The following is a 21,457-nucleotide window of genomic DNA, read 5'->3' as shown; positions in this document are numbered from 1 at the left end:
CCGTTCCCGGTCTTTTCGCCCATTCAGAGATGCGCCTCTATTTCCCTGAGCAGGTAGACGTAGCTGCCGAGACCCGTCAGCCCTGCGTCAAACCTGATGCTGACCGAACTCCCGCTGAGCGTTGCGACGGAAGAAACATTGGATGAATAATTTTCAGCCACTGAATAGAATCTCTGGGCCGAGGTGGTAGTGGAGAATGTGAGGTTCAGATAGCCGGAATCAGCGAATATGTTCAGTGTCGCCGATGCAAACGGCGTCGTGCTGGAATTTACATAGGCTGAGAGATCCGCAGCAGGCGAAAAGAGCTGTTTTTCCTGTTTTGCAAAATTTTTTCCCGAGAGGTATGCATTCACTGATGCCTGAATGCCGGCAGTTCCGCCGACTGCCATTATCTGCGGCCTGACCTGCGAGACGTACACGCTTCCGCTGCTGTTAAGCGCTCCAAAATCAAAGAAGGTACCGAGCCCGGTTATATTCGCAAGAGAACCAAGAAGTGCATCCGTGCTGAAAGTGGTGTTTTCCAGTCTGTATATCGTGTAGCCCCTGTATTCGCCCCAGCGAACAGGCGTGATATTTCCCTTGAAGCCGGTTCCGCGGGAAAAGTTCCCGGCTGCCGAGAGCCTTGCGTCGAATGCGCTTATTGTATATTCGAGCACGAGTGATGCAGACCCGTTTGAAACGAATGCGTAAGCGCTCGAATTGTTCAATGAAGCCCTCATGACATACTGTACATTGGACGGCACAAATTCCGCAGGCGCCGGAGCAGCCGGAACTGATGCCGTATAGGCGAAATAGCCCGCAGGCAGCGCGACGGAAGCCGCAACCGCCGCCACAACAATAACCTTGGTCAGGTATTTCATAAACTGTTTTTCCTCTTCTCAGGGTAGTGATTCGACCTTCATCCTGAATAAATAACTTTTGAATTTCACTTCCTTCGGCTAAAGCCGATTCGCGGTCAGTCAACAGCATCCGCTGTCTCCCGAGATGACAGGATATGACTGCGGACCGGCGATTCTTATATGCCGGAAGCGGTAGAAATAGTTGAAATGCTCTGTGTCTTACCGCACAACGCCGGATTCATTTCTGTCGCAGTTTCTCAATACGCCCCGCGTTTACCACGTTCATCATCTCCCCTCTGTTGAAGAACGCCTCTATGACTTCAACAACCTCGCCGCCAACCCTGTTCTGCGCCTCCCTCGTCTGCGCACCAATGTGCGGCGTCATGACAACGTTCGGGAGTTCCGCAAGCCTCGGATCCACCGTCTGCTCTTTCTCGAACACATCGAGGCCGGCACCCGCGATCTTTCCTTCTTTTATGAAATGCACCAGTGCACCGCTGTCGACCATCTCGCCCCTTGCCGTGTTGATGAGCAGCGAATTCTTCTTCATGAGCTCCATTTCCTTCATGCCAATGAGATGCACATTCCCGGGCATCATTGATGCATGCAGTGTAACAATATCTGCCTCAGCCAGGAGTTTTTCCTTGCTCACCAGATGCACTCCTGCAGCTTCAGCGACATCCCTGCCGATAAACGGGTCCGTGGCGACGATTTCCATCTGGAATGCCCTTGCTCTCCTGGCGACTTCCCTGCCCACTCTTCCGAGCCCTATTATGCCCAGCGTCTTTCCGCTCAGCTCGGAACCGGTGAACTTCAGTGTTTCCCATTTCCCTTCGTGCATGGAGCTGTTCGCCAGGTGGACCCTCCTGCTGAGTGCGAGCATCAATGCAAATGCAAGTTCCGCTGCCGAAACCACATTGGCCCACGGCGTGTTTGCGACCGGTATGCCGAAGGTGCTCGCCGCCTCGACGTCTATATTGTCTGTGCCGACGCCGGCCCTGACGATGAGTTTTGCCCTTTCAGCCTTCGATATCAGTTCATGCGTCAGTTTTGTCCTGCTCCTGACCACAATGCATTCGTAGTTGCCTACGATTTCAGAGAGTTCCTTGGAGTTTATGCCGTTCCTGAAATCGACTTCAAATCCAGCCATCGACTTCAGCCTGTTCACATGCTTTTCGTCGACTGCATCCGTGATTATTATTTTCGTCATGTCACAACCTCCGTCAGTGCGTCGAGAAGTCCACCCATCTCATCTGCTGTCAGGTCACCCATGTGACCTATCCTGAATGTCCCCCCCTTGAGTTTTCCGTACCCCTCTGAAATCTGGTAGCCACGCTTTCCGAGCTCCGCATCTATGAACCCGTACTCCTTTCCGGATGTGTTCCTCACGCACGTTACCGTGTCTGAGTAGAAGCCGTCCTCGGTGAAGACCGACATGCATTCGGATGCCCACTTTCTTGCCATTTCGCCGAGCTTTCTGTGCCGTCCGGTCCTCGCCGCCATTCCCTCTTCAACGATTCTGTCGAGCTGGAAGTCAAGCGCGTACATAAGCGATATGGGCGGTGTTGTCGGAACAAGATTCCTGTCTGCGAACTCCTTTATTTCGACAAGATCCAGATATCTTCCCCTGTTCTCAACCCGCTTCGCCGCCTCAAGCGCCCGGTCCGAGACAACAGCCACCGCAAGCCCGGGTGGAAGCGCGAGCGCTTTCTGTGTTCCGAATATAAGTATGTCCGGCTTCACCCTTTTCATGTCCACGGGTGTCCCGAATGCCGATGTGACTGCGTCCACAAACAGAAGCGCATCGCTGGCGCCATGGATGCGTTCGGCTATTTCCGCGAGCGGATTCATGACGCCGGTGGATGTCTCATTGTGGGTGATGGCTATCGCCTCTTCGCCGCTGTCGACAACGCTGTCGATGACGGAGGACGTGAATCCCCTGCCCCAGTCAGTCGAAATTGTCTTCACCCTCTTCCCGTTGCTTCTTGAAATCTCAATCCATCTGTCTCCGAATGCACCGCAGCTCATGTGGAGAATGCTCTCTCTGACGGAGCTTCTCACAGCCGCTTCCATTGCGCCGGTAGATGAGGAGGGAATGAGGAAAACATCATTCTCTGTTTCAAGGAGATCCTTCAGCTTGTCGACAATTCCGCTGTGAAGTTTTTTGTAATCGCTTCCGCGGTGTGTTATCATCGGCCTGCTCATTGCATTGAGCACTTCCCGCCTAACCTCTACCGGTCCGGCGGTGAAAAGTATCTTTTCCAATATATCTACCGGAAATCTGCATCCATGCGATCTAATTATAGATTGCGCAGAACTGTCCGTATGTGCTGCTAAACGGACCAAACCGGCCCGAGATCCGCTGATATCGGGTCACTTTGCCTGCACACCTCAGATTCTCTTCATTTTCCCGATCACAGGTTCGTAAACCATTCCCTTGTCAAGCAGGCCGCTCACCGCCTCGCTTAACTGCTCGGGTGTCATCTTCTTCTCCTGCGCTTTCCGCTCTATGTCCTTCCATTCCGCCCCCCTGGGGGTGTTGTTGTCGAGCGAACCGATTATTATCAGCAGCGTTTTCTCGAGTTCGGTGAGTTCCTCGTCTTCTCCGTTCTGTGCTCTCTCCATGACAGCACCGTCGATCTCGTGCGTCTTTTCCTCTATGCCGGGAATTGAGCGGAGTGCCTCGACAACCACCCCTCTGTATGCATCCAGATCCACGCTGCCGTAATGCTGCCTGGCAATGACTGCCCCTTCGGCATATCGCGCGCTTACGCCGAGCTTTACCAGTCCACCGGCAGTCGGAGGCGAAAGTTCGGCGGCAGCGGCGACGGCTTCAATCCTCCTCAGCGTCTCACGGCATGTTTCAAACACCCAGATATCCCTCTGCCTCTGATCTATTTTCGCTATTGATTCTGCCCTGACGGAAACGTATACCGCCCCCTCCTCGGTAGTGAATGTCTTTGCCTTTCCGACCACCGCCACAAATGCTGGCGGCTCAAGCGACTGCAGCGTCCGGGACGCACTCTCCTGATACTGTCCCGCAGTCACTCTGAATGTGCCGGTCGGGTCAGCTATCTGGGCCGAATACATTTTCCAGTTCTCGCCCTGGTTCTCGTCCTTCTCCGTCAGAACGCCGGCTATCATGAGCCTGCTGACACGCGCTCCGAGTGGTGTCACCACATAAACGGTGCTCTTCTCCTCTCCCTCCCTGATCTCGTAGTTTGAAGAATTGAATTCGGCCGCAAATATCCTGTGGGCCATTTCCCTCATCCTTACATCCCCAGTGATTGTATCACCCCCTGATACAGGGCCGCCGCCTCCTCATTGATTTCACCGCTGTCCATCTCAGCAGATTTGCACGACATGCTCAGACCGAAATCGTCAGCAAACACGTTTCCGGAGAGTTTCAGTCTTGAAAAGAGCAGCTTTGAGGACACATCTGCAACGACTGCATCCTGGTTAAGCGTCGCCTCGGCCCTCTTCCTCACTTCCTCAAGTGTCAGTCCGGTAATCTTCTCCGATATTTCCCTGGGCATGTTTACTGTCATTGAGCCGGTACCGTCATCCACTATCAGCCTTATCCGGAAGTCTGGAATCCCCTGCACCGCACCGTGCGTCCTGCATTCTCCAGACCTGAGTGTTCTGCCGCACTGCGGGCACCGGAACACAAGACCAGTTCCCTGCCTCACCTCAATTACAGTGGAGCGCACATTTACCTCCATTGCACCTCCCCTCTCCGCCAGGGCACCTATTTCCTGTGCAGCGGAGCCGTCCTCCTGCAGTTTTATCTCCTCCCCGGCAGCCGTCACTTCCGATTTTTCATCAAATTTGAGCTGAGGAATACCCTTCCACGCGCGTACATATGCGCCGGAAATGCGCACATCCTGTCCGCCGATGAATGCGAATTCCCTCCAGCCGGTGAATGCTATTTTGCCTGTCCCGTCCGCCAGGAGACCGGAAAACATTGTGACACTCTGTCCGTTGTGCATGATCTCCTTCTTCTCAACCCTGACAACTCTGCCGCTGACGGTGACGTTGCCCATTCCGTCCCTGAGCTCTGAAATGGTGCACTTTCTCGGCTCGCCGAAACGTGCAACGCTGGGTATGGCGTGCCCCTCCATCTTCCGCACTTCGGTCCTTTCGCTCAGGTTTATCTGGACCTCTCCTTCCCTCTCGCGCGTGTAGGCGCCCGAAACACTTATGACATCACCCTTCGCAAGACCGAAATCCTTCCAGGCAGTGAAGCGTACGGTTTTTGTCTCGTCTCCCACGAGTCCGTAACCAATCTCAATCTCCTTTCCCTTGCTTACAATCCTCTTCTGATTCCACGAAACGATCTTGCCGACAAAGGCGGCATCCATTTCATTTCCGGATACTTCTGAAATTTTCTTCGGCTCTTTTGTCCACTGCTCTATCCTCTCCCTGACCCATACTCTGGAACGGGACGAAATATTGAGCTGCGGCCTCTCGCGGTAAACTGTCGCATATGCGTTCCTTACTGAAATGAGATCGCCCCTCGCTATGTCTGGACCGGCAAAATCCCATATGGTGAACGGTATGCCGCCCGTGGCGTCCTCAAGCATACCGGAAAGAAGCACTCTCTTTTTTCCGTCTATTTCGATCTCCCTCTTCTCCGCATAAACTACCCTTCCGGTGGTGTCTATGCCGTTCTCGCCGGCTGCGATTTCAGCTATACTCTTTTCGACGCCGACGGAAAGGGCATCAGGGTCGCCCCCATATCTCTTCACAATGCTTCTCTTCGCGGAGGGGATGGAGACACGGTACTGGTTCACATAAAGTTCCAAGTCGCTTCTCAGGACATTCTTCTCAATCTTCCCGCCAAGCACGCCGTACATGTCTTCGACATGTTTTTCAATATCCGATTCCACGCAAATCACTCCTTTGTGCTGAAAAGGCAAATTAGTTATTTAAATGGGACTGGAGGATGGCCGAAAGCATCTATTCGCTGTACGAGTTACCGGCGGGATAGTGTGCTTTCAGATGTTCCAGGAAACTGTCCCTGCTCTTCCTCATGTGCGATTCGAACCATGACTTTACTATGTCGCCGATTATTTCGTGGAATTTCTTCGCGTCGAAGGATTTCACAGGAACGTCATACAGCACGTACTGCCCGAACAGTCTTTTCCAGCCTGAATATTTGTAATAGTGTTCGCCCTCAAAGTATTCGAATGTCATCCTGACATAGTGCTTTCCGTCCTGTGTGTAATAGAAGAGTTTGAGCCTGTCACCCATCCTCCCCTCGTCGCTTGTTCTGTCAATGAGCTCGATCGCATTCACAGATGTATATCTGAAATCATCCCTGAGGGACCAGCTGTCCGGAAATTCGGTGAATCGCAGATACTCGCTGTACTCCGGCTGCAGTGAAAAGTGTATGTTTGATTTGTTGAAACGCAGCCAGATCCTCCAGAAGTCCTGCAGCACTTCCCTGTTTATGCCCGATTTCAGTGTGTTGAGTTCGACGATATCATCCTTTATCGAAGAAGCTTCCCTGTCAAGTTCCGCTTCCAGCGCTTTGAACCAGTCTTCATCCTTTGGTTTCGACCTGTTCGGCATCCGCATCTCTCGCAACTGAATTGGTTTTGTGTATTTAAGACGCTTTACGGTTTTACGGTGCTTCTACAGATAAAGGCGGACGACGGCACACAACTGCAGGCTGCCTGCCACACATCCTCGGCCTTTAGGATGTGATATCATACAGCCGGCTTCAACAATTTTTTAATCACAGCATTGCCTGACGCCTGCCATGCAGCGAAAAGCCAGAGGTGCAAAAAACACTTTACTGTCTCCGGAACAGTCACGCCGCCTGTTCGAGTACAACCGGCGCGTGTTCGAACGTTACGTCCGGCGTATTCGCCGGCTCGGCTGGAACGAGGCAATCAGGAACAGGGAAACAGGACACAGGTCGCTGTTTGAAACGCTCATCCACATTCTCAATGTTCATGAGGTCTGGATATGTTACATCCTCCAGGGACGGAACTCGGACAGTGAGCTGGACAAGCTTTTCAGCGACAGGCGACGCCATCCGGAAGACTGGCGCGATTTCGGCGTCTACTCGAGACATGTGTGGTCATCAGTCGGCACTTTCATTGACAGTCTCAGGGAGAAGGACATGTCTAGGCCTGTCCATGCATTCTGGATGCGTGGAGATTATGTTCTTTCAGACGCACTCATGCAGACAACATTGGAAGAGGCGCATCATCTCGGTGAAATAATTGGTGCTCTCTGGCAGCAGGATGTCGAGCCTCCGGCTATGACATGGATAGGGACTATGTGCAGGCAGCAGCTGAAGTGAGTTGCCTAAGTTCAGATGCTTTGCGTGGCAGGCTGTCTGCCCAATTGAAACTTCTGACAGTGTTATGTCTGCTGACTTTCTGTTTTGAAGCAATCCTGTAACCTGTTTGTATTCCAAATCCCCGCTCTGTCGCATGTTCAAACAATGGCTCCTTCGCTGAATTCTGGAAGGCGATGGAGTTTGAAACGCATCTGATATTTTCCGTTGAGATAATAGTGGAGTATGATTTGCCGATAAATATAGCACAAACTTTTGATCAGTCATTTTGCCAACGCCATAAATGCAGTTCTGCATCAGTCAGACCAATCTCAGCAGCTGTTCCCAAATCGGGGAGTCCGCATTTTCATTTCTGCACTGATTGGGGAACGAACCGGTTCTGCACTATCCGGTCTTTAACGCTCTGTTTTTTAAACTCCCGTCATCCTGAAACGGCGTGGAAATGAGCGACAAGGAAATGTTTAAAGCTATCCTATGAATATAATCGTATGGTCTCCCCGAAAATAAAGAAGATTGTCGAAGGCTACAGCCCGAAGGATGTTTCGGTAGCAACACTGTGTTCGCATTCCTCCCTTCAGATATTTCATGGTGCAAGGAAGGAAGGGCTCAGGACAATAGGCATAGCCGTTGACAGGGATATACGCTTTTATGATGCATTTCCACTTGCAAAGCCGGATGAGTTTCTTAAGGTAAAGAGCTATGCCGACATAAAGGATCTGGAAGACGAGCTTGTCTCCCGCAACGCAATAATCGTCCCTCATGGCTCTTTTGTGGAGTACATGGGTGCCGATAATTTCAGCAGATTCAATGTTCCGAGCTTCGGAAACCGGGAGGTTCTGAAATGGGAATCGGACCGTTCAACACAGAGGAAATGGCTGACATCCGCAGGCATCTCAATGCCTGAAGAGATCAAGGATGCCAGAAATATAGACAGACCGGTCCTTGTCAAATACTCCGGGGCCAAGGGCGGCAGGGGTGCATTCATCGCAAAGGACTACATGGAATTCAAAATGGGTATAGACTACAGCAAACAGTACACAATCCAGGAGTACGTGCTGGGAACGCGTTATTACTTCCATTACTTCTATTCACCGCTCAGGGATGAGGGCTACAGGGTCAAATCCGGCGGATCGCTCGAAATGCTTTCCATCGACCGGAGGGATGAGGCAAACATAGACGAACTTTATAAGCTGGGTTCCGTGGAGGAGCTGAAGCGTCTCGGATTCTTTCCCACTTTTGTGGTCACCGGAAACTATTCGATTGTCGTGCGCGAGAGCCTGCTTCCGAAGGTGTTTGAAATGGGGGAAGCGACAATCAACCGCTCCAAGGAGCTTTTTGGCGGGCTGATTGGTCCGTTCGCCCTCGAGACGATAGTCACAGACAAGCTGGAAATCAAGGTGTTCGAAATCTCATCCAGGATTGTGGCAGGAACAAATCCCTTTGTCGCCGGCTCGCCGTATTCTGAAATGATTGAGCCTGGCCTCTCCACCGGAAGAAGGATAGCGCAGGAGATCAAGCTCGGATTTGAGAAGGGGAGACTGCTGGAGATAGTTTCCTGATTAATATCGCAGCGCACGAACGGACGGGAGGACAGGAAAAGACAGGAACATGATTAATATCGTTATTGCGGACGCGGAACTCGAACTCATTCCACAGAAACTGGCAGGCCACCCGTCTGTTCGCGCCACTTCTTCGAAGAAGAGAAAAAGGGCAGAGGAGTGTTTGCTGGACTCCAGTCTACATCATTCCGCGATGAACTCTCTTCAGGACGCAGGCAGGAGGGGAAGGCCGGACATCGTCCACTTCTGCCTGCTTCTTGCAATGGACTCGCCGGTCAACAGTGCAAAGAACGGACTGAGGGTGTTAGTGCATACCAGAAACAATATCGTACTGAGATTTGATCCGGAGATTCGTCTTCCAAGGAACTACAGCAGGTTCACCGGACTGATGGAAGACCTTCTTTCGAAAGGTGAACTTGTTTCGCCTTCCGGGCAGCGGCTTGCATCCTCGTCGCGGCAGACGCTGGGAGATCTTGTTCGCGAACTTGGTCCGCCGGCAATTGCATTCAGCGAGGAGGGCAAGGCTGATTATTCACTTTCATTCCTCGGACAGTACAATGACATGACTCTGATTGTCGGAGGCTTCCCGCATGGCGGCTTTCTGTCAGATGTATCGGAATGCACGGCAGGCATGATATCCATTGCGGACGAGAAACTCATGTCCTGGACGGTTGTCGCAACACTGCTTGCGGCGTATCGCCTGAGGAGACTCTGACAGTTTTAAATAATCAGTTGTTTCTGGAGAATCAGAATGCTCTGGCGCGGGTGTTTCACAGATGGGCGGTGAAAAGGCTGAGGAGGAACGGGCGCTTTCCGTTGAGGACAGGACGGGCCTCGATTCGTATGATTTCGGCAACAACGATTTCATACGGGTGGATACCGCGATATGTGAGAAGTGCGTGCCGAAACCGTGCCTCTACGTTTGTCCCGCAAAGGTCTACAAACTGGATGAAAATGGAAAACTTGTCTACAATCCGGAAGGGTGCATGGAGCTTGGTGCATGCGTCATAGTGTGCAGACACATCGGAAAAGGTGCAATACGGTGGAGCTATCCGGAAGGCGGAAAGGGTATAGCATATCATTACGGCTGACGCTCCTGATGCCGCTGTTCCTGATCAATACTGCGCGTTCTGAACGGTGGAAAGTGGTAAACTGAAATCGAACGAAAAACTCGTCGTGAGGAGTGCCAGAAAGTCGGATGCCAGGTATTTTGTCCATCTTGTCAGGGAACTGGCAGCCTACGAAAAACTTGAGCCTCCAGGTGTGAGTGAGACCAGGAAACTGGTCAGGGACGGTTTCGGCAAGAATCGCAGATACAGCCTGCTGATGGCATTCAGGGGGGAGGAGGCTGTAGGTTACTGCGTTTATTTCATGACATATTCCACATTCCTTGCGCGGCCCACACTGTACGTGGAGGACATATTTGTCTCAGCGGATGAAAGGAGAAGCGGAGTGGGCTCCAGGATGTTCCTGAAGATCATAGACATTGCAGCGAAAAAGGGATGCGGAAGAATCGAGTGGATGGTGCTCAACTGGAACGAGCCAGCGATTTCCTTCTATGACGGAATGGGTGCGCAGGCACTGGACGGATGGAGGCATTACAGGCTGGACGAAAAGCAGTTCAAGCCTGCCTCGGCTGCCATAGCCGCAAAACATGAAATCAGCATCAGCGGCGCGAGATGAAACAGCCGGGAAACCGGTACGCCGAGGGGGAGATTTGAACTCCCGAGTCGCAGAGCGACACGAGCTGTCGGTGAATGACTCTCCAGGCTCGCGCCTTACCGGGCTGGGCCACCTCGGCTGACTGCCTTGTAATCTGCAAACTCTATTTAATCGTGATTGATTTGTTTTCCTCAGGTTCATCGGTTCCCGTTGTTAAGATTGTGCCCGGCACATGCCGCTGTTTCGACAATTTTACATATTGACTCAACATATCGCGCCGCGTGAAAATTGAATTAAGGGACTATTCATACGATGCAATCATATCATTCATAAGGCAGGAGTTCGAGGAGAGCGGTGCAAAGGGAATGGTGATAGGTCTGAGCGGCGGCATCGATTCCGCACTGACACTCAGGCTCTGCGCCGACGCTGTTGGTGCAAAGGCAGTCACGGGCCTGCTCCTTCCGGACAGGGAGGAGACATCGGCGGACGAGAACGATGCCAGGGAATATGCACAATCCCTGGGAGCAGCGGTAAGGCGAATGGTGATATCGCCTGCAGTGGGTATCATCGCAGGCACGGCAGGCATCACGGGCGTGAAGTACATCGGAAACATCAAGGCAAGGACAAGGATGATTTTCCTCTACGGCTATGCAAACAGCCACAGGCTGCTCGTTGCCGGAACAGGAAACAAGAGTGAGCTGCTTACAGGCTATTTTACAAAGTACGGGGACGGTGCCGCAGATTTGCTTCCGATAGGCGACCTGTACAAAACTGAGGTACGCCAGCTCGCTGAAGCACTCCATCTTCCGCATGCCTTCCTCGACAAGAAACCGACGGCAGGCCTCTGGGAGGGGCAGACGGATGAAGAGGAGATGGGTCTTACCTACGATCAGCTGGACAGGATACTGTTCTGCATGGAGACGGGATACCGGGAGGAACAGATTGCATCTCTCACCGGCGAGGACATTGCTGTTGTAGAACGCGTCTCCGCTATGGTAAAATCCAGCTATCATAAGCGCAGGGCTGCTCCCGTTCCGAAGATCGGTATAAGGACCATAGGAGTGGACTGGTATGTTTGAAAGGACAGTGTGCTGATATGTCCGCGGGCGAGTTGAGCCGGAAGAACGTCATTGATGCAGGCCGTGTGATATACGGCTATTGCGTCAGGACACCGCTGCAATACGATTACTATCTTTCATCGAAGACCCGGACCGATGTGTACCTGAAGATGGAAACATTCCAGCCAGTCCGTTCATTCAAAATCAGGGGGACGGCAAACAAGATGCTGCGCGTCCGGGAGGATGGCGTAATAACAGCATCCTCAGGCAATCACGGGATGGCCGTTGCATACATGGCGAGGCGGCTTAACAAAAAGGCGACAATAGTGCTGCCGGAGAATGTCAACCGGTCAAAGCTGAAGATAATCAGTTCCTACGGGGCAGAGGTCGTTTTTTGCGGAACCAGCTCGGACGAGCGGATGGCAAAGGCGAGGGAGATCAGCTCATCGCGGGGGCTGCGGATGATACCGCCTTTCGACGATCCGGAGATTATAGCCGGCCAGGGAACAATCGGTCTCGAAATGCAGTCAGGTCAGCGCTGCGATTTTGTCCTGAGCCCCGTGGGCGGCGGCGGCCTGATATCCGGTATTGCCCTTTCATATGACGGTGTTCCAGGAACAGAGGTGATAGGGGTTCAGTCCGAAAACTCCCGATCTATGTATGAGTCGCTGAAAGAGGGAAAACCGGTGGTTTCGCCTTCTGCAACCGTCGCAGACGGTATAGCTGTAACCACGCCCGGGAAAATGAATGTTTCAATACTTTCAAAAAGGGTGAGACGAATTCTTCTGGTTTCTGACGAAGAGATACTGTCGGCCGTCAGGGAGATGTGGGTCAATTCCAGAATCCTGATGGAGCCGGCGAGCGCTTCGACCGTCGCGGCGCTGCTCAGGTACCGTACCTCTCTGCCGGAAGGTGCCCTGTCCGTCGCACTGATAATTTCCGGCGGCAATGTTTCCGACTCCGTGGTTCAGATGCTCGGCGGAGCATGAAACGCCGGAACAGGGGGAAGTATTTACCGAACAGTTTTTGACGGGCACGCTGTTAATTACAGTTTGTACCCTATGCGCCTCAGGAATTCCCTTCTTTCCTGTTTTTCCTTCTCCCCTTCCACTCTCTCAGGCATTTCCCCGTCCATCACGCCGAGCACTGATCTTGCCATGCCGTCCGAGCAGACAACAACCCTGAGTTTGTTGGAAGTCGCACAGTAGATGTGTGTGATTTCGCTTACATTCTTCAATGCATTGAGGATGTTGATCGGGAAAGCGTCTTTAATGGCAATGACAAGCAGATGTCCGGCGCCGACCTTCATTGCATTCTCTGCCGCAAGGCTTACCAGCGGGCCGTCATTACCTTCCGTCCTTACTAGCTTCGGTCCCGAAGCCTCATTGAACGCAATCCCGAATTTCATCCCGGGCACTGCCGTCTTCAGCACTTCATATACGTCTTCTGCCGTCTTTATGAAGTGCGACTGCGCCAGTATTATGTTAACCCCGTCTCTGCTCCCCAGGTCAACAACCGATATTTCCAGATCCTCACGCTCCACGCCGGTATATCGCTTGCCGATATCTTAAAGATTCATCGGAATCTTCGCTCAATTCGGCGTATATTCAAAGTGCCGGAACGCCGTTATCACCTGAATCGCCGTGCTCTGCATATCTGTCTGTTTGTCCGGCTGCAGACGCTGATTAAATTTATCTACTATCGCCGTTGTCATGTCGTTGCGTTTCAGCCCCGTAGTGTAGCGGTCAATCATGCGAGACTCTGGATCTTGCGACGGCAGTTCGAATCTGCCCGGGGCTACTCTGTTTTCAGTATGAGGGCCATGTAGGAAAAAACCGTCATTGACAGGCGGTGATCCCGTATAAACAAAACCGATACGGCAGCAAGGCTCTGACAAAAACACAACCGCAGAGCTTATTTTGGTGTTAACTTGAGTGTGATTATTCCAAACTTATGAATGCTTCCCTTTATCTCGGTGCCGGCAATTTCCAGTGAGGTCCCTTCACGGTTGTTTTCAAGCAGATCACACATGCGGCAGTCAGACAGTTCGAATGGAACTGCAAGCCTGAACTTCATCGTTTTCTCCGAAGGGTTGTAGAGTCTTGCAATTATTGTGTTATCGTGTTCCGCAGCCTTCAGAGCACCGAGCATCGCTCCTTCCAGTCGGAATTTGGATCTGCCGGTGTGCGAGCAGACGGATGGGGGCACGTTAAACTTGAAACCTTCCTGATGGCACTGTTGCAAGTCTCCAATGAAACCAAATGCAAATGAAAAAAGGTTATTACCGCGATCTGAATGAATGTCCGGATAAACAGGAGAACGAAGAAGACTCGTTCCCAGCATTCCATCCTCAAAGGAGTTACCGTATTTTCCATCGTTGAAAAGTGCAAACAGGCCTGCGGCAGTTTCCACACAGATAAAACGTTGGGCAGGGAACTCAAAAACTGCCCCTTCTGATTTCCTTACCACGTGCCCGTAGGCAACCTCACCGTGACAGCGGTTGCCGCCAGTTTTGAAATACATGCGAAGGAGCCGGTTGTTTCCCCTCCAATCGACGTTGAAAAACATTCTGCATAATCCATCAGAGAAAAACAGATATTCAACCGTCATTGATCCGGGAAATAGATCATAACGTTGCCTGATCGCCACGCAGCCGTTTTCCGGAGCCGAGATTCTGATATCATGGGGATCGAGACTGCGGCCGCTTTCAATTTTTTTCCTGTCGAGTTCCCACGCGTCGAATGCCGACGGGAAATCCTGAAACAGACGGAAATCGGGAGGCGGCATCTCCCTGTCAGAGAATGAGAGACTGCAAATTCTGTTCTTTTCTATACGGACATGCCAATTCCCTGCAACAAAATCCTTCCGGTGAATGACAGCAGGCCGGGTTTGACTGCCCTTTTTCTTCGTGTATCCATAAAAACCCATGCCTTCTTCAAATTTCAGTTCGACAAACTTTCTGTGACAAGCAGTAAAAACAGGATACCATGTGCCGCTTTCCGATACAAGGATATCGCCATCTGAAAATTTATCTCCGAGTTCCATCAAGTATGAAGTCGGCCACGAATAGGGACAGAAGATTGAAAAATTTTCAGCTTCCCCGGTATTATCCGCTATCAGGCGGTTGAGTTTTTCATCCAGTTCGGAAAGCTCCGATACTGAGTCGATGTAGACCTGCCTGACGGATGAGCCAGGAAGGATGTCATGAAACTGATTTTTAAGCAATACTTCCCATTCCGCTCTGAATCTGCTGGGTGTGCTGCGAGAATGTACCGACGCCGCAACAGCATGAGCCTCCGCGAGGAAAAGAAGGCTTTCTGTCTTCCTGTTCAGTTTCTTGATGTCCGCATGCGTCGTATAGGTGCCTCTATGGTATTCCAGATACAGTTCGCCGTTAAAGCGTGGCAGCTTCTCCATATTGTGCTTAATCGATTCCAGCCAGGCATAGAGTGTATTCCCGGTTGTTACGGCGCTTTTTGTCTTTCGAATAACATCCAGCTGTTCCAGCATTTCACCTGTTGGACCGCCGCCGCCATCTCCCTTTCCAAAGATTACCGGCATAATTCCTGTTATTTTCGTCTCCGGATGGAGTTCAAGCGATTCTGCAAGATCAACGGGAGAGAGATCTGAGTTGTAAGTTCTCATGTGGGAATGAGCAGCTATTGCTGTTCCATCAATACCAGTCCAAGTGAACATATCATGCGGGAATCTGTTTGTGTCGTTCCAGGAGAGTTTTGTTGTCAGAAAAAGGTCGAAACCGGAAAGCCGAAGAATTTGCGGCAGCTGCGGGGAGAAGCCAAATGTGTCCGGAAGCCAAGCAATGCTGCTCTTTGTTCCAAATTTTTCCTGGAAATAAAGCTGGCCATACAGCGCCTGCCTCACAATCGACTCACCTGATGTAAGGTTGCAGTCCGGTTCAACCATCATGCCTCCAATTGGCACCCATTTCCCCTGTGACACCATTTTCCTTATTCGGTCAAAGATGTCGATAGCATAATCAGATCCGGCATCTTCCACAAGCTTGTAATGCCATGCCATGGACTGGACAAACAAAAAATCAAATTTCTCCAGCAGATGAAGCACACTGGCAAAAGTGCGCAATGATTTTCTGGTGGTTTCGGCTACAGGCCACAACCATGCGAGATCTGTGTGTGCATGCCCCAGAGGCATAATGGTGCATTCCACAGACAGGCGGCAGTCACGAAGGAGGATGTCTATTTCCTCGGACAGTTTGTTCGCCGATTTTACATCTTCCAGGATGCTCTCGTTCCTCTCTTTCAGTTTCAGAATCTTTAAGGCCGCATCAGAAAATGTGAAGTCGTCTGAAAAAAGGTCTCCATGCACGATGTAAGCGAGAGCGCTGACATTTAGAAGGGGGAAACTTTCGTACATTTCCAGAAGAGTGTTCAGTTTAGTTTCATCCCGGGAAATCAGTATGAAATCGAGCAGCGTAATCAGTTTGTAGTATATCTTTTCATAAAGAATATTTTTTTTGAACAGCACTGCGTTGAATGGTATGGAAGAAAAAGTTTTGTTTCCAAAAAGTCCTCTATGTGTTGCTTCCAGTCGAATTTGATGGCTTCCTTCCGGGACATCCACGATTCTATGGAAGGCATCGATGCCGAAGTATACCTTTCCGTCGATAAGCATCATCGCACTTCCCGGAACGCCAAAATAGACGAAGGATTCTCCTTCGGTTGAATATTCGCTTTCAAGCGAATAGTAATCACATCTGAATGCTTCGGCTTCCTCAAGGGGCATCTTTTTTCTTTTCCAGTTCCGAATTTGCTCTGGTTCTACTACACTGGCAAGTATGAAATATGACGCCCTCTTCTTCAATTCCCGAACAGTCTCATAAATGCCATCGACAGAATTCATTAACTCACCTCAGTATATTACCGGAAAGGGAATATTGCCCACGACATGCATTGATAGAATACCGATATATGCAGCCTGCCTGTAAATTACGGAAACCGTCAGATCGGTATACGAAAGATGCCAGTTGATGACTTCAAACCCTGGAGTTGTTATATACACCCGCGTGACATTTTCAACGACATTCATGGAAATACTGAAAGATGAATTGGCCAGGACACTGCGTGGATAGGAAATGTTCGTGGCAGGAGATATTCCGAAGAAACCGATTTCAAGATTCGTTATTGTGACTTTTGCTTCCTCTGTATGCCTGCTCGCACTTATAGATGCAACCGCAACCGACACTACAACCAGTGTCAGCAAAACAGATATAAACTTCACTGAACGCAACCGACCACCAGACTACCGGGGGGCTGCTGCCGGTGTTATATCGACGTCCAGAAGTCTCTTTCCGTCGCTGTCATCAAACAGATGCATGAATGGCGGTTGAACATATACCCTTAATCTGTTTTCCTTGAAGGGTCTATTCGAAATCCTTATTTTCACGGTGGCTTTGCTTTCAGTTTCGCAAGTGACAATCATATGGGAACCGAACGACTCAACTGTTATCACGCTGAGATCGGCATAGGCGCAGTTAGGGCCTCCCTCAAGCTGAAATGCCTCCGGCCTGATGCCTATCTTGATACGTTCCCTGTCTGTAGCTATTTTAAGCGGGGAAAGATCGCTGATAAAAACACCTTTTTCAGCATGTGCTTTGAATATGTTGGTTGGAGGATCGCCGAGGAATGTGGCGACAGTTATGTTCGCTGGCGAATTATATACATCAAGAGGGCTTCCTATCTGCGAAACACTGCCATTGTCTATAAGTATAATTTTGTCCGACAGTGACATCGCTTCCTGCTGGTCGTGAGTGACGTACACAAATGTCTTCTTCAGCTCCCTGTGGAGGACCTTCAGGTCTGTTCTCACCTGCGATCTTATCTTGGCATCAAGGTTACTGAGTGGTTCATCCATCAGGAAGACGGAAGGATCACGCACCAGAGCTCTGCCGACAGCGACTCTCTGGGCCTGCCCACCGGAAAGTTCACGCGGTTTTCTCTGGAGAAGTTGCTCAATCGACAACTGGCTCGCGACATTTTTGACTTTGGAGTCAATGACGTTTTTCTGCATCCTGGCCATTTTCAGCGGGAATGCCATATTGCCATAGACCGTCATGTGCGGATAGAGTGCGTAGTCTTGGAAAACCATCGCTATCCCCCTGCTCTTCGGATCTTTATCATTGACTACTTTGCCGTCAATCAGGACATCGCCGGTTGTCTGTTTTTCAAGGCCGGCAAGAAGATTAAGAAGTGTTGTTTTTCCAGAGCCCGAAGCGCCAAGTATGACGCAGAATTCACCATCGGCGATGTCAAAATTGACATCGTTGAGAGCCTTTACGGTCCCAAAGGTTCTGCTCAGATTTCTCACACTTATGCTTGCCGTTTGCAATCACCCCTTGCTCCCGCCGAAGGAAAACGCCTTTATCAGGTACTTTTGTGCAAATATATACATCACGATCGCAGGGACTGTATAAACGAAGGATAATGCCGCCAGTTCATTATATTTCACATTGTATGCGCCGAAAAATGAGTATATTTTAACAGCAATCGGAAGCTCATTGCCAGAGCTGATTAATATAAAGGGTACATAGAAATTACCCCAGTTAAGCACAAAGTTAAGTATGACGACAACTGCAATGCTCGGAAATGCCAGTGGCAGGAATATATGCAGAATTGTCTGAGCAGTTGACGAACCGTCAACCATTGCAGCCTTCTCCACATTCAGGGGTATCTGATCGAACGCATTTTTCAATATCCATATCGTAATGGGAAGATTGAGTGCTGCCAGAAAGAGAATCACACCCCCGATGGAATTGTACAGCCCGATGTGGATGAAGTACGCATATGTGGGAACAAGAAGAGCGAATGTGGGAAAACCGGTCAGAAAGAGGATCGCGAGCAGGAGACCGTTCCTCAATCTGAACTTCCTTCGTGAGAAAACATATGCCGGGCCAATGGCAAACAGCAGCGATATCGCTGTGCCTCCCAGAGACAGTAACAGGCCATTAAGTATGGAAAGCACGAACGAGCCGTTGGCCGTAACGGCCACAAAGTTATTGAGCGTGAGATAGGGGGGAGCAGTTACGCCAATATTATTCAGCGGGCTGAAACTCTCCACGACCAGCCAGGTAAAGGGCACAACAAAAAGGACAGCTATTGCGGCGAGTATTACGTAATTGGCAGCTGCGAGTATCTTCATACTCCCACCCTCATAATGCGGATGTAGAGGAACGAGAGTACTATTGCAACACATATCACGATCGTTCCAATGGCACTGCCCAATCCGATATCAAAAAAAGAGAATGCTGTGTAATACTGATAGATTGTCAGAAGGTTGGTAGTCTCGGCGGGTCCCCCTCCAGTAAGTGTGAAAACCATCGTAAATGTGCCAAGAGTAAAGAGGGTGATGAGTATGACATCCATCAATATGCTGTTTTTAAGCTGCGGAACCACAATATGAATGAATCTGCTCACCGGTCCGGCACCGTCTACTATTGATGATTTTATAGTTGACGGATTAATATTCTGAATGCCTGCCATATAAATCAGCACAGAGAAGGCAAGACCGAGCCATATGTTTGCCACAATTATCGAAAATATGGCATATCGGATTCCGAGAAAATTCACTGCATGCAGACCAAATGAGGAGAGAATCAGATTGACAACACCAGGCGGTTGTATGCTTAATGTTGTGTACCAGAGTATGCCTGCTGTCACCTGCGGGGTTGCCCATGCAAGCAGAAGCGAGGTTGTTACAACGGTGCGAAAGTAGGATCTGACAGTGTTAAGCATATATGCGAGCACGAGGCCTAGCATTGCCTGACCAACAATTGCGGATAGAAACAGGAAGAGCATGGTTATGTAAAACGAGTTCAGGAACGATCTGCTGGTAAAAAGCGAAATATAGTTTCTGAGTCCAACAAATGAAAACTGATATATGTTGTAGAGACTGAGATTCGTGAATGAGTAATATATTGAGAGGGCAATAGGGAAAATAAAAAAGGCCGCGAGAAAACCGAAAGATGCTATGAGATAAACATGGATGAATAAATTTGAGTTTCCTTCACTGCGCGCTTTGATTTTCATAAACAGGACCGTCATCTTCAGTTACAGCAACATACCCTCATATTTCAGGCGATGTTAAATAAATTATTAGAAACGCAATTTGAAGAAAACAAAAAGGTTTTACCGGTTTCCCGAAACAACGCATGTCCCCTGAACAGCCATCCATGGAATACGGTCATTTTTTCCTGCGATGGTTTTCTGCAACAGGATGCCAGGAAAAATCCATCAGAGTCTGCTTAGAGGAACGGCGGACAGTTCACTTAAAGATTGCTCCATAAAACCGTAGGACAGCAGAGAAGAGTAGTGTGAAGTGCCGCTGAGGCCAAAGTCTGAAACAACCTGAATGCCGTTTAAATTTACAATGTTGTGGGCGACAGAGACGCCGGCAACAGATGAAATTGCCTGAACATCCGACGAGCCGAAAGTGGATATCAAAGCGCTGTTATAGGCAGACAGAGCTGCGGCTGGTGATGCTGTAGAATGGACTACTGCGGACATCGCTACATCGAGCTGGTATGAAACTTTTGGGTATCCCGCAACGGGTGGCCTGTAATTACCGTACTGGAGAAGGTTGGTGTAAAACGCATCCAGCGACGGATCGGTTGGCATGAGTTTGGCGAAAAGAGGATTGTTTACTGCAGTCTTTGTTGTCGGAAGACCTCCTGCAAGAGCACTGCCCGGAAGATTTATTGTAATCGAATTAGTTGTGTTTGCCAGAGCTTCAGCGAATGAAACAGCCAGAGAGGGATTGGAGGTATGATTATAGACGGCCCATCCCCATCCACCGACCATGGTAGAGTAACCTGGCGACTGGCCGAATTCTGTCGGTATCTTTGCAACACCGATGTAGCTAGGGAAATTTGTTACCGGATGCTGTGCGCCTGGTCCCCACTGATATCCATACATCCAGCTGCCATCGATCGCAATTGCAAGTTTGCCTTCCTGCAGATACTGACCGACTGTCACATATGGAACAGCGCTTAAAGAGGCGGAGGCAAGGCTTTTGTTGACAAATGCCTGCTGATAGAAATCAAGCGTTTGAAGCAGACCTGGGTTTTCTCCATACCACTTGTGCGCAGTGAAATTGTAAAGTCCCCAGCCTGTTCCGTAGAGAAGACCCTCAAAACCGGTAAAAGACGATGCTTCATCGGCCTTGATGCCCTCATATGCGTTCAGCGGAATGACGGACGACATATTGGAAAGGGAGTGTATTGTCTCCGCAGCACTGATTATGTCCGACCAGTTGGTGGGTTGCCAAGGAACCGGCAAACCAGCTTCCTTGAAAAGTGTCATGTTGTAATATATCAGCGTGTCAGTAACCTGAGCAGGGAGCCCGTAGTAGGTATTGTTTATTGACATCTGGTTAAGGGCTGAAGGGAATTCATTTGAAATTACGCTGCTGTTAACATAGCTGTTGAGCGGAAGAAGAACATGCGAACTTGCATAAGTCGCAGTATAAAACATATCTTCCAGCATCACACTGGGTGCCGTCGAAGGCGATGACGTCATAAGATCCAATTTCGTATAATAATCACCTTCATTGCTTGCACCAAACGGACCGACAAACTTGATTTTTACACCCGGATGATCAGCTTTCCAGGCGACAGTTGCGTTATTGATCCAGTTTTCCCACACTGTAGCACTGGAACCATAGATAGGTGCTGCTACGGTCACGGTGGTGGTCGTAGTCTTCTTTGGTAAAGTGAGATAATAGGCTGCAACTCCGCCAGCCGCAACGATGACCACAATTACAACAGCTACGGCTATCCACTTTGTCCGTCCCCCCTTTTGCACCTTTGAAGGCTCCTTTGAAGGTTCATTGCCTTGTTGACTCATAAAACCACTTTTTAAGTCTGTACTATAGAACACTATTTAACTATTTTGCCTTAGGCCAGTATCTCCGAAGACGATCGTAACAGAAGTACTAGGATCGAATGAGTATATATAAGGAAAACAGGAAAAGCCAGCATTACACGCAGCCTCATCGACT

The 21,457-nt window shown here is 50.0% G+C and carries 20 protein-coding genes and 2 tRNA genes; 8 read left to right on the top strand and 14 right to left on the bottom strand.

Translation table 11 applies throughout. The features are described 5' to 3' along the window. Positions 1–23: 23 nt before the first annotated feature. The 6 genes from KIS29_09175 to KIS29_09150 all read right to left on the bottom strand — a co-directional run bounded on the left by KIS29_09175 (position 24) and on the right by KIS29_09150 (position 6,413). Positions 24–860 carry a hypothetical protein gene (locus tag KIS29_09175; GenBank protein ID MBX8640490.1) on the bottom strand — a complete coding sequence of 279 codons (837 nt, stop codon included), beginning with the start codon at positions 858–860 and terminating at the stop codon, positions 24–26. 217 nt (positions 861–1,077) lie between these two features. Beyond that, positions 1,078–2,049, bottom strand: a complete 972-nt coding sequence (locus KIS29_09170) for a hydroxyacid dehydrogenase (GenBank protein ID MBX8640489.1) — start codon at positions 2,047–2,049, stop codon at positions 1,078–1,080. Beyond that, a complete protein-coding gene (locus KIS29_09165; GenBank protein MBX8640488.1) occupies positions 2,046–3,104 on the bottom strand; it encodes an alanine--glyoxylate aminotransferase family protein in 1,059 nt (352 codons plus the stop codon). The genes KIS29_09170 and KIS29_09165 overlap by 4 nt, the downstream gene beginning before the upstream one ends. 126 nt (positions 3,105–3,230) lie before the next feature. Then, positions 3,231–4,109, bottom strand: coding sequence for a hypothetical protein (locus KIS29_09160; GenBank protein ID MBX8640487.1), 879 nt, complete (start codon positions 4,107–4,109; stop codon positions 3,231–3,233). 2 nt (positions 4,110–4,111) lie between these two features. Next, positions 4,112–5,728: a hypothetical protein gene (locus tag KIS29_09155; protein MBX8640486.1), complete on the bottom strand. Its 1,617-nt coding sequence runs from the start codon at positions 5,726–5,728 to the stop codon at positions 4,112–4,114. A gap of 70 nt (positions 5,729–5,798) precedes the next feature. Then, positions 5,799–6,413 (bottom strand): hypothetical protein, encoded by a 615-nt coding sequence (locus tag KIS29_09150; protein ID MBX8640485.1) that lies wholly within the window; start codon positions 6,411–6,413, stop codon positions 5,799–5,801. Between the two features lie 190 nt (positions 6,414–6,603). Here KIS29_09150 and KIS29_09145 point away from each other — a divergent pair, with 190 nt between their 5' ends. The 5 genes from KIS29_09145 (at position 6,604) to KIS29_09125 (ending at position 10,391) form a co-directional block, all read left to right on the top strand. Then, positions 6,604–7,152: a DinB family protein gene (locus KIS29_09145; protein ID MBX8640484.1), complete on the top strand. Its 549-nt coding sequence runs from the start codon at positions 6,604–6,606 to the stop codon at positions 7,150–7,152. Positions 7,153–7,637: 485 nt separating this feature from the next. Next, entirely contained in the window at positions 7,638–8,708 is a 1,071-nt protein-coding gene (locus KIS29_09140; GenBank protein MBX8640483.1) for a formate--phosphoribosylaminoimidazolecarboxamide ligase, read from the top strand. Between the two features lie 49 nt (positions 8,709–8,757). Continuing rightward, entirely contained in the window at positions 8,758–9,423 is a 666-nt protein-coding gene (locus tag KIS29_09135; protein MBX8640482.1) for a 16S rRNA methyltransferase, read from the top strand. 61 nt (positions 9,424–9,484) lie between these two features. After that, positions 9,485–9,799 carry a 4Fe-4S dicluster domain-containing protein gene (locus KIS29_09130; GenBank protein MBX8640481.1) on the top strand — a complete coding sequence of 105 codons (315 nt, stop codon included), beginning with the start codon at positions 9,485–9,487 and terminating at the stop codon, positions 9,797–9,799. Positions 9,800–9,845: 46 nt separating this feature from the next. Further along, complete coding sequence (locus KIS29_09125) at positions 9,846–10,391, top strand: GNAT family N-acetyltransferase (GenBank protein MBX8640480.1); 546 nt, start codon at positions 9,846–9,848, stop codon at positions 10,389–10,391. Positions 10,392–10,410: 19 nt separating this feature from the next. Here the strand turns inward: KIS29_09125 and KIS29_09120 are convergent. Further along, positions 10,411–10,509 (bottom strand) — tRNA-Ser (locus KIS29_09120). A gap of 142 nt (positions 10,510–10,651) precedes the next feature. Between KIS29_09120 and KIS29_09115 the strand changes: the two genes are divergently transcribed. Both KIS29_09115 and KIS29_09110 read left to right on the top strand, forming a co-directional pair. Continuing rightward, positions 10,652–11,449 carry an NAD+ synthase gene (locus KIS29_09115; protein ID MBX8640479.1) on the top strand — a complete coding sequence of 266 codons (798 nt, stop codon included), beginning with the start codon at positions 10,652–10,654 and terminating at the stop codon, positions 11,447–11,449. A gap of 17 nt (positions 11,450–11,466) precedes the next feature. Next, positions 11,467–12,417: a threonine/serine dehydratase gene (locus KIS29_09110; protein MBX8640478.1), complete on the top strand. Its 951-nt coding sequence runs from the start codon at positions 11,467–11,469 to the stop codon at positions 12,415–12,417. A gap of 56 nt (positions 12,418–12,473) precedes the next feature. Here the strand turns inward: KIS29_09110 and KIS29_09105 are convergent, their stop codons facing one another. Then, a complete protein-coding gene (locus KIS29_09105) occupies positions 12,474–12,956 on the bottom strand; it encodes an adenosine monophosphate-protein transferase (GenBank protein ID MBX8640477.1) in 483 nt (160 codons plus the stop codon). 199 nt (positions 12,957–13,155) lie between these two features. On the opposite strand from KIS29_09105, the gene KIS29_09100 reads away from it, so the two are divergent. Further along, a tRNA-Gln gene (locus tag KIS29_09100) sits at positions 13,156–13,228 on the top strand. 114 nt (positions 13,229–13,342) lie between these two features. On the opposite strand, the gene KIS29_09095 is transcribed toward KIS29_09100, so the two are convergent. The 6 genes from KIS29_09095 to KIS29_09070 form a co-directional block, all read right to left on the bottom strand. After that, a complete protein-coding gene (locus KIS29_09095) occupies positions 13,343–16,306 on the bottom strand; it encodes a hypothetical protein (protein MBX8640476.1) in 2,964 nt (987 codons plus the stop codon). A gap of 9 nt (positions 16,307–16,315) precedes the next feature. Next, positions 16,316–16,693 (bottom strand): hypothetical protein, encoded by a 378-nt coding sequence (locus KIS29_09090; protein MBX8640475.1) that lies wholly within the window; start codon positions 16,691–16,693, stop codon positions 16,316–16,318. 12 nt (positions 16,694–16,705) lie between these two features. Next, a complete protein-coding gene (locus tag KIS29_09085; protein MBX8640474.1) occupies positions 16,706–17,791 on the bottom strand; it encodes an ABC transporter ATP-binding protein in 1,086 nt (361 codons plus the stop codon). Next, the gene (locus KIS29_09080; protein MBX8640473.1) at positions 17,792–18,601 is read right to left on the bottom strand and encodes a carbohydrate ABC transporter permease; all 810 of its coding nucleotides are present in this window, start codon (positions 18,599–18,601) and stop codon (positions 17,792–17,794) included. Next, positions 18,598–19,488 carry a sugar ABC transporter permease gene (locus KIS29_09075; protein ID MBX8640472.1) on the bottom strand — a complete coding sequence of 297 codons (891 nt, stop codon included), beginning with the start codon at positions 19,486–19,488 and terminating at the stop codon, positions 18,598–18,600. Before KIS29_09075 ends, KIS29_09080 begins: the two co-directional genes overlap by 4 nt. 204 nt (positions 19,489–19,692) lie before the next feature. Then, entirely contained in the window at positions 19,693–21,303 is a 1,611-nt protein-coding gene (locus KIS29_09070; protein ID MBX8640471.1) for an extracellular solute-binding protein, read from the bottom strand. Between the last annotated feature and the right edge of the window lie 154 nt (positions 21,304–21,457).

The organism is Candidatus Sysuiplasma jiujiangense (assembly GCA_019721075.1).
Lineage (GTDB): Archaea > Thermoplasmatota > Thermoplasmata > Sysuiplasmatales > Sysuiplasmataceae > Sysuiplasma > Sysuiplasma jiujiangense.
This window is presented reverse-complemented; position numbering and strand designations above follow the sequence as displayed.

What these genes read in the sequence shown, in the direction of transcription:
- KIS29_09150 (MBX8640485.1), bottom strand. Translation starts at nt 6,413, where the DNA reads ATGCCGAACAGGTCGAAACCAAAGGATGAAGACTGGTTCAAAGCGCTG.
- KIS29_09160 (MBX8640487.1), bottom strand. Translation starts at nt 4,109, where the DNA reads ATGAGGGAAATGGCCCACAGGATATTTGCGGCCGAATTCAATTCTTCA.
- KIS29_09080 (MBX8640473.1), bottom strand. Translation starts at nt 18,601, where the DNA reads ATGAAGATACTCGCAGCTGCCAATTACGTAATACTCGCCGCAATAGCT.
- KIS29_09140 (MBX8640483.1), top strand. Translation starts at nt 7,638, where the DNA reads ATGGTCTCCCCGAAAATAAAGAAGATTGTCGAAGGCTACAGCCCGAAG.
- KIS29_09130 (MBX8640481.1), top strand. Translation starts at nt 9,485, where the DNA reads ATGGGCGGTGAAAAGGCTGAGGAGGAACGGGCGCTTTCCGTTGAGGAC.
- KIS29_09170 (MBX8640489.1), bottom strand. Translation starts at nt 2,049, where the DNA reads ATGACGAAAATAATAATCACGGATGCAGTCGACGAAAAGCATGTGAAC.
- KIS29_09095 (MBX8640476.1), bottom strand. Translation starts at nt 16,306, where the DNA reads ATGAATTCTGTCGATGGCATTTATGAGACTGTTCGGGAATTGAAGAAG.
- KIS29_09135 (MBX8640482.1), top strand. Translation starts at nt 8,758, where the DNA reads ATGATTAATATCGTTATTGCGGACGCGGAACTCGAACTCATTCCACAG.
- KIS29_09075 (MBX8640472.1), bottom strand. Translation starts at nt 19,488, where the DNA reads ATGAAAATCAAAGCGCGCAGTGAAGGAAACTCAAATTTATTCATCCAT.
- KIS29_09070 (MBX8640471.1), bottom strand. Translation starts at nt 21,303, where the DNA reads ATGAGTCAACAAGGCAATGAACCTTCAAAGGAGCCTTCAAAGGTGCAA.
- KIS29_09175 (MBX8640490.1), bottom strand. Translation starts at nt 860, where the DNA reads ATGAAATACCTGACCAAGGTTATTGTTGTGGCGGCGGTTGCGGCTTCC.
- KIS29_09110 (MBX8640478.1), top strand. Translation starts at nt 11,467, where the DNA reads ATGTCCGCGGGCGAGTTGAGCCGGAAGAACGTCATTGATGCAGGCCGT.
- KIS29_09145 (MBX8640484.1), top strand. Translation starts at nt 6,604, where the DNA reads ATGCAGCGAAAAGCCAGAGGTGCAAAAAACACTTTACTGTCTCCGGAA.